Raw genomic sequence first — 12,831 nt, forward strand, 5'->3', positions numbered from 1 at the left:
GCAGTACAGCGGTCGCATCGTCACATGATCGTATGCTCCTGCTCCATCTGTCGGCTCAAGCTCATCCAATTCCAGCGGCAGACAGCAGCGCTTGCGTATAGGGATGCTTCGGCGTCTCAAACACCTCTTTGGTAGAGCCGATCTCCACGATCCGGCCTTGGCTCATGACTCCCACGCGATCAGCCAGCCAGCGGGCAGCTCGGATATCATGACTAATGAAGATCATACTCATCTGCTGACTGCGGACAAGGTTCACAAGCATTCGCATCATATCCGCCCGGATGGATACATCGAGCATGGAGAATGGCTCATCTGCAAGCAGCACCTGCGGCTGAAGCAGCATAGAGCGTAAAATGGAGATACGCTGTAGCTGACCGCCAGATAACTCATGGGGATAACGGTATATATACTCATGAGCAGGGTTAAATCCATATCGTTTCATATGGTCAATACATTGATGAAGCCTTTCGTCATCACTGGCACCGATTTGGTGAAGCCTTAGAGCATCTAGCAGAATAGCAGCTATGTTAAGCCGCGGATCGAAGGTATCAAATGGATTTTGGAAAATCAGCTGTACCCGGCGTCGGAACGACAGTCGATCTCTGCGATAGACGACCGGTACGGGTTCACCTCCCAGCTCAGTCCAGCCCGCGCTGGGATGATCAAGTCTAGCCAGTAGCTTGGCAAGTGTAGACTTGCCACTCCCACTCTCCCCGATCAAGGCAAGAATCTCTCCCTCGTACAGCGAGAAGCTAACCCCTTCCAAAGCCTTCTTCCATAGCAGCTTCTTCATGCTCTCCCTGCTTCCTCCACCCACCCACGATAGCAGACTATTCTTATTGCGTAATCGGAAAACCTTCGTGATGTGAAATGCCTGTAAAATGACTCGTCGATCTGATTCTTGTAATGTCGCCTCGTTATATTCCATGACAAGCCACCCGCCTTGTGCTGGAATACCACCGGTCCTTCGGCTGATATTCTAGACATGTGGAAGTTACATACGAACAGCGTCCAGCATATACGCAGCCACGAGGTGATGAATCCATGTCAGTCAGTATTTCAGGCATAGCCCCTTGCATTGGACGTGGAGTACACTCTTCGTCTATGCCGTGAGCGAAAGCCAGTGAATTTATCAAATCCTGTGTATACGGATGAAGGGGTCTCTGAAGCACCTCGGTCACAGATCCGTATTCCACAAGCCGTCCAGCATACATCACAGCTACGTTGTTGCAGGATGTCGCCACGACCGACATGTCATGAGTTATCATCATTCGGGATATTCCGTGCGCCCGCTCCATTTGCAATAGCATCTGCAGAATATACTCCTGCGTGATTGCATCCAGCGCCGTAGTGGCTTCATCCATAATGAGCAGCTTCGGTCTGTGCATAAGACCAAGTGCAATGGAGACACGCTGTAGCATCCCTCCAGATAGCTCGTAGGGATATTGGTAATAGACTGAGCTGGACAGCCGTACCAGACTCAGTAAATCCATGATGTTGGCATTGAGCTGTTTTTGGCTCAACCCGGGTTCATGCTGCCGTAGAATATCTGACATTTGCCATCCAATGCGATGCACCGGGCTAAGCACATTCATGGATTGCTGGGGCACAACAGCGATCTCCTTCCAACGGATACGAGCCAGCTGCTCCTCAGACATTCTAAGAAGATCCATTCCTTGGAACCGTATATCTCCTTCTACTTCCGTGGATTTTTGTGGTAGTAAACGCAGCACGGCCATGGCTAATGTTGTTTTGCCTGAACCTGATTCTCCCACGATTCCGATGGAATCCTGTTCGTCCAGCTTGAGCGAGACCTGCTCCACAGCAGTACTTGCCCTGGTACCCATGTGATAGGACACGTACACATCCTTTAGCTGCAGCAATGTCACCTCATCCCCTCCCCCATCTTGCACCTCACTGCCTGCTCTCCTGTCTCGGATTTAGCAGCCGCTGAAGACCATCTCCGATCAGATAGAAGGATAAGACTGTCAGCATGATCATCAGACCTGGAGCTATTGAAATCCACCAGCCTGTAGTCAAATAGGCCTGTCCGCTATACACCATCCGTCCCCAGCTTATGGCGCCAGCATCCCCTAGCCCCAGAAAGCTCAGGCTCGATTCCATAACGATGGCTACAGAAATATTTGTGGTGGTATTGACCAGGACAGGAGCTATAGCGTTGGGTAGAATATGTCTGAAGAGAATGGCAGCACGGCTCTTCCCAATGGCTATCAGGCTCAACACGAAGGTTCGCTCTCTTAGCGACAGGGTCTGCGCCCTCATGATCCGTGCATTGCTGGCCCAGCTAGTGAGACCGATAACGAGCATCAGATGGACCATACTTCCACCAAACATCGCAACCACGATCAACACGAGGAAGAAGGTTGGAAGCATCAGAACCAGATTGTTCAGCTCCGACAGCACGATGTCGATCCTTCCTCCGTAATAGCCTGCTAGCCCTCCAACGACGGTCCCGATTACAGCAGAGACGGATGCCGCCACTAGCCCAATCAGTAATGAGGTTCGTGCGCCATACAAAAGCATACTGAAGATATCCCGTCCTAGTCCGTCTGTACCCATCCAATGCTCACGTCCCGGGGGAGCGATCAGTTCATCAGCTAGAGCAAATGGATCATGTGTGGCCAGCCATGGCGCACCTGCTGCCATGCACAGAATGATGCTCAGACCCATCAGCCCCAGTCGAAGCTGCAGTATACGACGAAATTGCAACAGTACTCTGCGATGCAAACCCTGTGGAGATCCAGCTTGTCCACTTCGCTGAGAGGCAGCAATGCAGTTCATACAGCCCGCATGTCATGCTTCCCTCCTTCATTCTTCATATGGATTGACTGTAACGTATTCTGGGATCAATCCACGCGCTTACGATATCCATCAGCAGCATGGAGACGGCGACCGATATGGACAATATCAAATATAAGCCCATCAGCAACGGATAATCCCTGCGTGAAATGGCGTTCATCATGAAGCTTCCCATACCTGGCCAAGAAAAAACGATTTCCACCATAGCTACTCCTGTAACAATGAAGGCCAGACTCATCCCAAAGAGATGAATAGTAGGAAGAAGAGCATTCCGCAATACATATTTGCGAAAAATCCGACTCTCCTTCATCCCTGTTGCACGCAGCATGAGGACATAATCTTCGGTCATGACCTGAAGAGCGGAAGCACGGGCAATCCTAAAGAAATACGGCACATTACCTAAAATCAGGGTCAAGGCAGGTAAGCATAAATGACGTAATACATCCAAGACATATGTGAATCCCTCATGCTCGCTCCGCATATCCACCATTCCAGCCGTTGGTAGCCATTGCAGTGTGGATGCGAACAATAGAATACTCATCATGCCTAACCAAAATGTGGGGATAGCATCGAATACATACGTTAAGGCAAGAATGACAGAATCCTGTCTTGAGCCTGACCTACGCGCACAATACATGCCGAGGACAGTACCGATTATGAGCGAGCATATCACTGTAGTAAGTGTCAGCAGCAGCGTTGGTCCCACACGTTCACGAATCATCTCAGCTACAGGCCTCCCGCTAAGCATAGATTCCCCAAGGTCACCTTGTAGCAGATTGCCGGCATAATATGCCAGTTGTGTCGTCATGGGCTGATCCAATCCATATTTGTCGCGAAGAGCTGCTTCGGCTTGCGGTGATGGGTTATCCTTTCCGGACAAGATACGGATGGGGTCTCCAGGAGCCAAGTAGGTCAGCATAAAATTCAATACGATGGCAGCGACCACAACCAGCGCTCCAGTCGCCAGCCTTCTTGATACATAGGTAACCAAGTGTTCTCCTCCTTACGATCCGAAATGGATATAACGACAAGGTTCAGTGCGCAGCCCTTGCGAGGGTCGTCTGCAGCAGCCTTTTCTGTGCATAGCGAAATCCCCGACATTGTGGGCTGCCGGAGATTTCATTGTATGAAGATATGCACTTGCAGAAAGGCAAGCGTCCATTCTCGGTTACTCTACACACCCGAGTAGACGCAATACTTTTTTACATCCCTATAATAGTTCGGATACCAGCTTAAGCTGGGTGAACTGCAGTAAATAATCGGGTCCACCCGCTTTGGAATCTGTACCTGACATGTTGAAGCCGCCGAAAGGGTGTACGCCGACCAGCGCCCCTGTACATTTGCGATTAAAGTATAGATTCCCCACATGGAACTGCCTGCGTGCCAGCTCCAGATGGTCGCGATCACGGGAGAATACGGCCCCAGTCAGTCCATAATCTGTCCCATTAGCAACCTCAAGGGCTTGTATGAAGCTATCTACCTTGCTAAAGGCTAATACCGGTCCGAAGATTTCCTCCTGCATCAGCGCAGCAGTCGGAGGTACGTCGGCAAAGATCGTAGGCTCTACAAAATAACCACCCTCCCCGGCCTTGCCCCCACCTGCAACGAGCCTTCCCTCCATATGTCCCTGCTCAATATACTTTAGTATGCTGTTATAGGCCGCAGCATCAATAACAGGCCCCAGCGAGCTGCTAGCGTCCAGAGCATCTCCTACCTGAAGGGCCAGTGTAAGCTCCGTACAGCGTGCTAGCACCACATCATACACGTCAGCATGTACGATGGCCCGTGAGCAAGCGGAGCACTTCTGACCCGAGAAGCCAAAGGCCGAGGCCACAATTGCACGTGCGGCAGCCTCCAGGTCAGCTGAGTCATCCACGATAATCGCATCCTTGCCACCCAACTCGCCCACGAACCGCTTCAGCCATTTTTGCCCTGACCCTATCCGGGCGGATTGCTCGAATATCCGTAGCCCCACCTCTCTGGAGCCTGTAAAAGAGATGAAGCGAGTCAAAGGATGAGATACCAGCAGATCACCAATCTCCGCGCCACTTCCGGGGAGATACTGCACGACCCCTGACGGCATGCCCACCTCCTCAAGCAGCTCCACGAACTTATAGGCGACTACTGGCGTCGCGCTGGCAGGCTTCAACACGACCGTATTACCCGTCACGACGGCAGCCATCGTCATGCCAGCCATAATTGCCAGCGGGAAATTCCATGGTGAGATTACTACGCCTACACCAAGCGGAATATACTGTAGCTCGTTATCCTCACCAGAATACGGGATCAATCTCGCCGTAGCCCACGCATTCATGTCCAATGCCTGCCGTGCATAGTACTCCATGAAATCAATGGCTTCCGCAGTATCCGCATCGGCTTCGGCACGGGTCTTGCCCGCCTCCAGCATTAACCAGGCTGTGAACTCATGCTTGCGACGACGCAGAGCTGCCGCGGCTTTCAGCAGCAGTCGAGCCCGTTGCTCCACAGACACACGGGACCAGGATTCGAATACTACAGCTGCATGCTGAAGCGCCTCCTCCGCTAGTCCTGCATCAGCCTTGGAGACACGGCCTACGATTTCTGCCGAACGGGAAGGATTAAGCGAATCGAAGGTCTCTGTCTCAATGCGCCTGCCCCCCACGATCAGCGGATAGACCTGACCTATGTCTGTTCGTGCCAGCCTGACGGCTTCTTCGAGGGCCATGTGTTGTGCGGATAGCGTGAAATCCGTGAAGGGTTCTGGGCGATAGGGGATCATTGCTTATAACCACCTTTCCATGAATATGGATTACAAAATGATAGCAGGCCCCCGTTACCTACGAGCATACCTGCATTCCTGCTCGAACAATCGGCTTTTTGCCAGCAGGATTTCTGCTTATACAGCCCTTGACTTCCGGGCTTCTTCCTACCTAAATAATTGCTCCACACGATTGGCTGCGAAGTCCAGCTCCGCCTCCGTAATCACTAGCGGAGGAGCCAGACGAATGACCCGTTCATGCGTTTCCTTACACAGCAGACCTGTCTGCTGAAGTCGCTCACAATAAGGTCTTGCAGGCCCCTTGGTCTCCACTGCGATGAATAGCCCACGACCACGTACCTCAACCAGCTCAGGATGCTGGATCTGTCTTAACCGCTTCAGCAGCAGCTCTCCCAACCGCAACGAGCGATCAGCGAGCTGTTCATCTTCAATGACCTGCAGTGCAGCCACAGCTACGGCACTCGCCAGTGGATTCCCACCGAACGTAGAACCATGGGAGCCTGGCTCGAATACCTCCAGAATGTCCCGATTCGCTGCTACCGCCGAGACAGGGAGCACGCCGCCTCCCAGCGCTTTTCCTAACATGTACACATCAGGCTCGACCTGCTCCCAATCACAGGCAAAACGCTTGCCAGTACGTCCGAAGCCCGTCTGAATCTCATCTGCCAGCCACAGAACCCCATGCTCGGTACAGAGCTTGCGAACTTGCTGCAAGTAGCCCTGCGGTGGAATGATGATCCCTGCCTCTCCCTGAATGGGCTCCATCAAAAAAGCAGCTGTATTAGGCGTGATTGCCTGCTCCAGAGCCCGTGCATCTCCATAAGGGATGAGTTTGAAGCCCGGTATGAACGGGCCGAAATCCTGACGATAAGCTGCTTCCGAGGATAGAGAGGTTGCCGTCAATGTCCTGCCATGAAAATTCCCATGACATACAATAATCTCTGCTTGTTGATCCGCTATGCCCTTCGTCCGATACCCCCAACGTCTAGCTGCCTTGATCGCTGTCTCAACAGCCTCCACACCCGTGTTCATGGGTAAAATCATTTCCTTGCCCGTGTAGGCTGTCAGCTTAGCAAGCAGCTCTGCAAGCGGCTCGTTGTAGAAAGCACGTGAGGTGAGTGTCACACGCTCCGCCTGCTGCTTCAGTGCCTCAATGATCCGTGGATGCCGATGACCCTGGTTCAGTGCTGAATAGCCGCTTAGCATATCCATGTAGCGCCGACCATCCGGGTCCTCGACCCATACCCCTTCGGCCTTCGCTATGACGATGGGCAGAGGGTGATAATTATGTGCTCCAAGCTGCTCTGTCTGCTCCATAATCTGTCTTGCCCGCCCCATGCCACCCACTCCTTTCAACGCCTGAATATCGACTTGAGCACAAACGTCAGATTTTCCGGCCGCTCGGCCATTCGGCGCATAAAATACCCATACCATTCGGTTCCATAAGGTACATATACTCGAACCTTGTATCCTTCTGCAGCCAACTGCTGCTGTAATTGCGGACGAATACCATATAACATTTGAAATTCAAAAGCTTGGTTAGAGATCCCTTGCTCGTGGACATAGGTGCGAACATACTCCAGAATTCTTTCATCATGAGTAGCCACTGCGGCATAATGCCCTTGATCCAGTTGCAGGCGAATAATCCGCTTAAATTGATCATCCACCTCCTGCTTATCAGGGTAAGCGACTTCTGCAGCCTCCTTATAGGCTCCCTTGACCAGCCTGTAATTCGGGGCAAGCCGGGACAATCGTTCCATATCTTCAGCCGTTTTGCGAAGATATGCCTGTAGCACCAGTCCGACATGAGCTCCTCCGTACGCTTCGTATAGCTGCTCGAATATGGCGAGAGTAGCTTCGTTATGTGCATAGTCCTCCATATCAATGCGTACAAAGCCCCCGCAGCGCTTCGCCTCTCCGACAATCCTCCTCATGTGCGCGATGCAGACCTCTCCCGGCAGCTCAAGCCCCAGCTGTGTTAATTTGACGGATAGATTGGCCTGCACTCCCGTCCCGGCAATAGCCTGGATGCTCCGGATTGCCTCCGCAGCGGCTGCTGTTGCTTCTTCCTCACTCGCCACGAACTCTCCCAGATGGTCCAGGGTCGCCAGTATCCCCTGTTCATTCAATTCCCACACCTTCTGTAAAGCATCCTCCAATGTCTCTCCTGCGACAAAACGATCTGCCCCTAGCCGCAGTCCATGACTTCTGGCTAAACGGTTGGCTCTTTCACTTCTGGACAAATATAGCAGCGTATTGCGCAGCATGCTCTCCAGATCACCTCTTCTCCTCATCTGTTCATCCATCTGTCAACTGGTGTCAGCCCATCACCGGATTGCGATATCCTATGCCTTACAGCATATGAGGCTTCATGCCGATTTATTGCAGACCAGGCTTGTCAGCCTTCTGTTATTTGTCATTGCTGCATGGATTTATTGTGGAGCTTAATGCTTGTATTCAATATAAGTTGAGAGTAATATATACAAGATGAGTTGGTAGCAATCCATTTGTTAGCAATCCTTAAGGATTATTAGATTCATGTTGTAAGCTTAATAAGAATAGGAGGAATCATTGTATGTTGGGAGCTATATTCGTAGGCCTTGTTGCAGCGCTTCATGTGTACATATTTCTGTTAGAGACCTTCTTCTGGACGACACCACGGGCACGCAAGGCCTTCGCAACGACTCCAGAGTTCGCAGCGCAGACCAAGACGCTTGCTGCCAATCAAGGGGTATATAATGCTTTTCTCGCGGCAGGTCTGATATGGGGGCTGGCTCATCCGGTAGCTAGTACTGGACAGCAGATTCAGGTCTTCTTCTTGCTTTGTGTGCTTGTGGCCGGCTTGTTCGGAGGCTTGACCTCCAAGCGGTCCATTCTGTTCGTACAGGCAATTCCTGCACTGATTACATTGCTGTTGGTCTGGCTCACCTAAAGCCCTAGACAATAAAACAGGCGTCAGATCTACAGCCTGGTAGCTGGTCTGACGCCTGTGTAATTGATACAAGACTAGTATGAAATTTAATGACGTGAAAGAGATTAATGAAACGAGTGACCTAGCAGATCATAGCAAAGATATGCATTATGATCCAGCTCCTCATGTTGCTTAGACCATACTGTGGAGCCCCACCATTCAAAAAAATGAACAAGCCAGTTCATCCAATCCCTCTCCTTTACCTTAAATACCTTAGACTTGTTATACCTATAATTCCAACCTGTTTAGAAGGATTTTATCTTGTCTTGGGATATCTGTCAACAGATATCTCGTCCTTTTCAGATTGAATCCTGATATCCGTTGAATTAACAGACTTCACATGAACAACAATAGCCATGGCAAGCGCTTAGAGCTTCCATGGCTATTGTTGTAAATTATATTTATTCGTAGATACGATATAACGTCTGATCCGTATTAAGCAAATACTTATTCAAGCAATACTTATTCGAACGAATACGTAACGTCAGAATTGCTCGTCATATTAAGCAGATATGTCAATTGATCGCTAACAGACAGGTACACATTGAGCTCAGGAGCACCCAGATTAGGAACCGTCAGACTGAAGCGGCCCTGTTGATCCAGCTTAACACGTGTCGTCTGAATGAACGGCTCCTCAGGGGCAGCACCGTGAATGCGCAGGGTGAATGTCTCATTGGCATACTTAGTGATTGTACCTCTGATCTTCAAGGTATGGTCTCCTGTATACTCCACCTGAACCAGTGGATTCGGCAGATGATCTCCTGGCTGCTCCTCGCCCGGTGGTTGTTCTTCACCTGGAGGTTCTTCACCCGGAGGCTGCTCTTCTCCTGGTGGCTGCTCTTCTCCCGGAGGCTGTTCCTCTCCAGGGTCCGGACTACCATTCTCAACTGAGAAGAAACGAGTCTGATACGCGATTTCTGCGGACGAACCGTTCTTCTTCTTCAAGCCAGTAATACGAATATTGAACTTATCTCCATCCTTCAGGGACTTGATTCCATCCGGACGGAAAATAACTCCATAACCAGAGCCGTACCCATCGGGGCTCACGTTAAAGAAAGCCTTCCCTTGACCCGTTCCATTCTGATGCTGTGCTCCCAAGACCCAGGTGCGTTGATCCGAGGAACGAACGATCTCTACTTGTACACTGTTATTGGACGGCTTCGCAAAGACATCCGGGTTCAATTGTACAGACCAGGCTTGATTACCATTGAAGGCTTCAATAGGAAAAGCCCCTTTATTCGGATACAAGCTGTAATTGTAATTAACCCTTTCGGAACGGCTGGTATCCAATACCTGCATGCTACTGTAATGGCTTGCGTACGAGTTGTTTGGTCTAATCAGCGACGCAATGCCGAATCCAACCCGTTTCAGTTGCGGATTTAACACCCACCGACGATGGCCAAGATTAGCGATATTGCTGGAGTCGGAATCATCCATGTAGGCATGCACGCTTTCCACTGCAAGATTTCTGCTAGAGCTGTAAGAAGCATACAGATTGGAAGTCGAAGCTGATTTGGCACCCAGATCGAAAAATTCCTTAGTCATGCCTTCTGGCTGCGGAGGAAAATGGGTCAGGAAATCAGCAGTAGAGACAAGAACAGCTCCATGCTGGGCTTGACGGTTCAGAGCTGAATCAAGCACAAGATCACTTGGTAGCCCTGTAAGAAAACGATAGAAATTGGATGCATTCAACGCTTGCTCCAAGTAACGCTCGTTAACAGCACCTGCAACGAAAGGATAACGTGTGGAAGGCTCCTCTGTATACAAAGGACCAGACACATTATCATCCATCCATAAATTCCACTGCTGGATAATCTCTTGCTTGCTGCGCTCGGGCAGCAGGCTGTCTACTGAGCTGGCTTGTGCCACTGAAGAGTTCCAGAGCAGAAGCAGCATACCGACCAGCGGCAGCCCTAGCAATAGACGAAATGTTGTTTTGAGTCGAACCATGTAATTCAAATCTCCCTTCATTATGTCAATACTCAGTGTATATCGACATTTAAGGGAAAATTTGTTATATTATCTTTAAATTTTATTTGCTTGGGTGCTGCTTCACATGATCCTACATACTGCTTCACATCACGCTCAAAGCTCTGAGCAAGCTCTGACATGCAAAAAAACACAGCTGCATCCTGAGTAGATAGCACTGTGTTTTAATAGGTTGACTACAGATTACCAATGATTCTGAATGAACGAATCACGGCCTGACTTCTCTCGGTCTTCTTTGTAATGCTTCGGATTTTTCTTATGATAATCCTGATGGTAATCCTCTGCAGGGTAGAAGATCTCCGCTGACCGGATCTCTGTCACAATCGGCTGATCGAAGCGACCGCTAGCCGCAAGCTCCTGTTTGGATTGCTCGGCAAGCACGCGCTGCTCTTCATTGTGCACAAATATGGCTGTACGATACTGACTTCCCCGATCATGAAATTGCCCCTCTGCGTCCGTCGGATCAATCTGTACCCAATACAGCTCCAACAGCTTCGAATATGGAAAAACTTCATCATCATAAGTAATCTCTACGACCTCAAGATGGCCTGTCGTTCCTGTCTTTACTTCCTCATATGTAGGGTTATCGGTAGTGCCTCCCATATATCCAGACAAGATCCCATGAATGCCCGGCAGCTCATCAAATGGAGTTACCATGCACCAGAAGCATCCGCCGGCAAAGGTTGCCTTTTGTATCATACGATCGATCTCCTTCACTTCCAACTTGATATGGTATTTATTCTGCTTGGACACCATTGTACCATTTGGCTTCATCATTGTACCGTTCGGCTTCATCATTATAAGCGGATTCCATCCATAATTCCAAGCATGACCGTTCTCATTCATAGCACAAAGACAGGCCAGTCAAGGAGCATCTCCCTGGCCGGCCTGCCTTTACACAATAGAGCTTAAGCGATGGAAAGTCATTATTCTTCTGACTGCTTCGCTTCAGCTTCAGTGCCTTCTGCCGAAGCTTCAGGCTCAGACTCTTCCTCCGTCTCGGCAATGCGCGGTACGATTACTGAAGCGATTACCCCGGCTTCATCTGCCATCAAGGTAACCTTGTCAGGCAGCTTGATATCGCCCACGCTCAGCTTGTCACCAATATCGAGACCCGAGATGTCCACTTCAATTGCGGACGGAAGATCCGCTGGCAGTGCCTCGATCTCGATCTCTGTCTCCTGTACCTGCAATATTCCACCGGTCTTGGTGCCTGCTGCAGTACCTTGGAAGTCGATCGCTACCTTTACGCGAATTGGTTTATTTTTAGATATTTTCAAGAAATCAGCATGAAGGAATCTTCCATCCTGCTCCTGATAATCCTTAATCAATACGGGAATTTTCTTGCCACCTAGCTCCAGATCGAACATCTCCGTACGACCTGTACGCATGATCTTGCTGAAATCCTTGGCATCGACACTAACCGGTGTTCCGTCCATCTCTGAACCATACACCACTGCCGGAACGCGACCGCTCAATCTTAACTGGCGTAATGCTGCTCCTTTAGTCTCCGTTCTGTTCTCTGCCGTCAGTTGATTGCTCTTTCCTTGATTAGCCATGGTATTGAACCTCCTTAGGTATCCCTTACATGGATCATCGCCATCCTGTAACAAGACAGCATAGTAGCTATTATAAGCAAGCCTGCTAGCATTATAAGCATGACAAGCCATAAGTATACTTACCCTTTTTTCAAAAATTGACCCCTTATTCGCCTAAAAATATTGTTTTACGAGGTGAAAGAACGCTTTTGTCAGTCCCTACTTAACGAAAAAAAGCCGCACTAGTGCGACTTTTGGGTCAGGTCTAGAAAATAGTGTATGAATTCATCGTCCTTTATATACCCTTGCTTATGATACAGCGCTTGGGCTGTTGCATTGTCTGGAGCAGTGGATAGCTCAATTCCTTTGGCGCCTGTCTTCACCGCGAAGCCTCTAGCCTGCTCCAGTAGCAGCTCTGCGACACCTTGGCGGCGACGGTCCTCCCGTACATACAGATCATTTAGCACCCATACTCTCTTCATAGAAATAGAAGAAAAGCTGGGATAGAGCTGCACGAAGCCTACTGCTTGACTAGTAGCCGAATCTCTGGCAATGTAGATCACCGATTGCGCATGCTCCAGCCTCGCCAGCAAAAATTCTCGTGCTGCCTTCACGTCCGAAGGCTGGTGATAGAAACTACGATAATGATCGAATAATGGCACCAGGTCATCCAGATCATGAATGGTTGCCTGCACTGCCAAGTAAGACACGTTCATCCTGTAACCTCGCTCCTCTACAACAGCTTTCGAAGACTG

Annotated in this window: 12 protein-coding genes; 1 reads left to right on the forward strand and 11 read right to left on the reverse strand. The window is 49.9% G+C overall.

Features of this window, described 5'->3' with window-relative positions; all coding sequences use genetic code 11:
• Window positions 1-61 precede the first annotated feature (61 nt).
• The 7 genes from MKX74_RS20315 to MKX74_RS20345 all read right to left on the reverse strand — a co-directional run bounded on the left by MKX74_RS20315 (window position 62) and on the right by MKX74_RS20345 (window position 7,854).
• The gene (locus MKX74_RS20315) at window positions 62-928 is read right to left on the reverse strand and encodes an ABC transporter ATP-binding protein (RefSeq protein ID WP_341179634.1); all 867 of its coding nucleotides are present in this window, start codon (window positions 926-928) and stop codon (window positions 62-64) included.
• On the reverse strand, window positions 918-1,889 hold the full coding sequence (locus MKX74_RS20320) for an ABC transporter ATP-binding protein (protein ID WP_341179635.1): 972 nt from the start codon (window positions 1,887-1,889) through the stop codon (window positions 918-920). Before MKX74_RS20320 ends, MKX74_RS20315 begins: the two co-directional genes overlap by 11 nt.
• A 25-nt stretch (window positions 1,890-1,914) precedes the next feature.
• Window positions 1,915-2,748, reverse strand: coding sequence for an ABC transporter permease (locus tag MKX74_RS20325; protein ID WP_341179636.1), 834 nt, complete (start codon window positions 2,746-2,748; stop codon window positions 1,915-1,917).
• A gap of 88 nt (window positions 2,749-2,836) precedes the next feature.
• The gene (locus MKX74_RS20330; protein ID WP_341179637.1) at window positions 2,837-3,811 is read right to left on the reverse strand and encodes an ABC transporter permease; all 975 of its coding nucleotides are present in this window, start codon (window positions 3,809-3,811) and stop codon (window positions 2,837-2,839) included.
• A 219-nt stretch (window positions 3,812-4,030) separates the two neighbouring features.
• Window positions 4,031-5,578 carry an L-glutamate gamma-semialdehyde dehydrogenase gene (pruA, locus tag MKX74_RS20335; protein WP_341179638.1) on the reverse strand — a complete coding sequence of 516 codons (1,548 nt, stop codon included), beginning with the start codon at window positions 5,576-5,578 and terminating at the stop codon, window positions 4,031-4,033.
• Between the two features lie 147 nt (window positions 5,579-5,725).
• Window positions 5,726-6,916 carry an ornithine--oxo-acid transaminase gene (locus MKX74_RS20340; protein ID WP_341179639.1) on the reverse strand — a complete coding sequence of 397 codons (1,191 nt, stop codon included), beginning with the start codon at window positions 6,914-6,916 and terminating at the stop codon, window positions 5,726-5,728.
• A 14-nt stretch (window positions 6,917-6,930) separates the two neighbouring features.
• Window positions 6,931-7,854 (reverse strand): proline dehydrogenase family protein, encoded by a 924-nt coding sequence (locus MKX74_RS20345; protein ID WP_341180622.1) that lies wholly within the window; start codon window positions 7,852-7,854, stop codon window positions 6,931-6,933.
• A 299-nt stretch (window positions 7,855-8,153) separates the two neighbouring features.
• Here MKX74_RS20345 and MKX74_RS20350 point away from each other — a divergent pair, with 299 nt between their 5' ends.
• On the forward strand, window positions 8,154-8,510 hold the full coding sequence (locus tag MKX74_RS20350; protein WP_341179640.1) for a DUF1304 domain-containing protein: 357 nt from the start codon (window positions 8,154-8,156) through the stop codon (window positions 8,508-8,510).
• 501 nt (window positions 8,511-9,011) lie between these two features.
• Here the strand turns inward: MKX74_RS20350 and MKX74_RS20355 are convergent.
• The 4 genes from MKX74_RS20355 to MKX74_RS20370 all read right to left on the reverse strand — a co-directional run bounded on the left by MKX74_RS20355 (window position 9,012) and on the right by MKX74_RS20370 (window position 12,792).
• Window positions 9,012-10,499 (reverse strand): CAP domain-containing protein, encoded by a 1,488-nt coding sequence (locus tag MKX74_RS20355; protein WP_341179641.1) that lies wholly within the window; start codon window positions 10,497-10,499, stop codon window positions 9,012-9,014.
• 222 nt (window positions 10,500-10,721) lie between these two features.
• Window positions 10,722-11,234, reverse strand: coding sequence for a peptide-methionine (S)-S-oxide reductase MsrA (gene msrA / locus MKX74_RS20360; RefSeq protein ID WP_341180623.1), 513 nt, complete (start codon window positions 11,232-11,234; stop codon window positions 10,722-10,724).
• A gap of 230 nt (window positions 11,235-11,464) precedes the next feature.
• Entirely contained in the window at window positions 11,465-12,097 is a 633-nt protein-coding gene (locus tag MKX74_RS20365) for a 50S ribosomal protein L25 (RefSeq protein WP_028590033.1), read from the reverse strand.
• Window positions 12,098-12,318: 221 nt separating this feature from the next.
• On the reverse strand, window positions 12,319-12,792 hold the full coding sequence (locus tag MKX74_RS20370; RefSeq protein WP_341179642.1) for a GNAT family N-acetyltransferase: 474 nt from the start codon (window positions 12,790-12,792) through the stop codon (window positions 12,319-12,321).
• Window positions 12,793-12,831: the final 39 nt, after the last annotated feature.

Source organism: Paenibacillus sp. FSL K6-1230 (assembly GCF_038002385.1).
Classification (GTDB): Bacteria; Bacillota; Bacilli; order Paenibacillales; family Paenibacillaceae; genus Paenibacillus; species Paenibacillus massiliensis.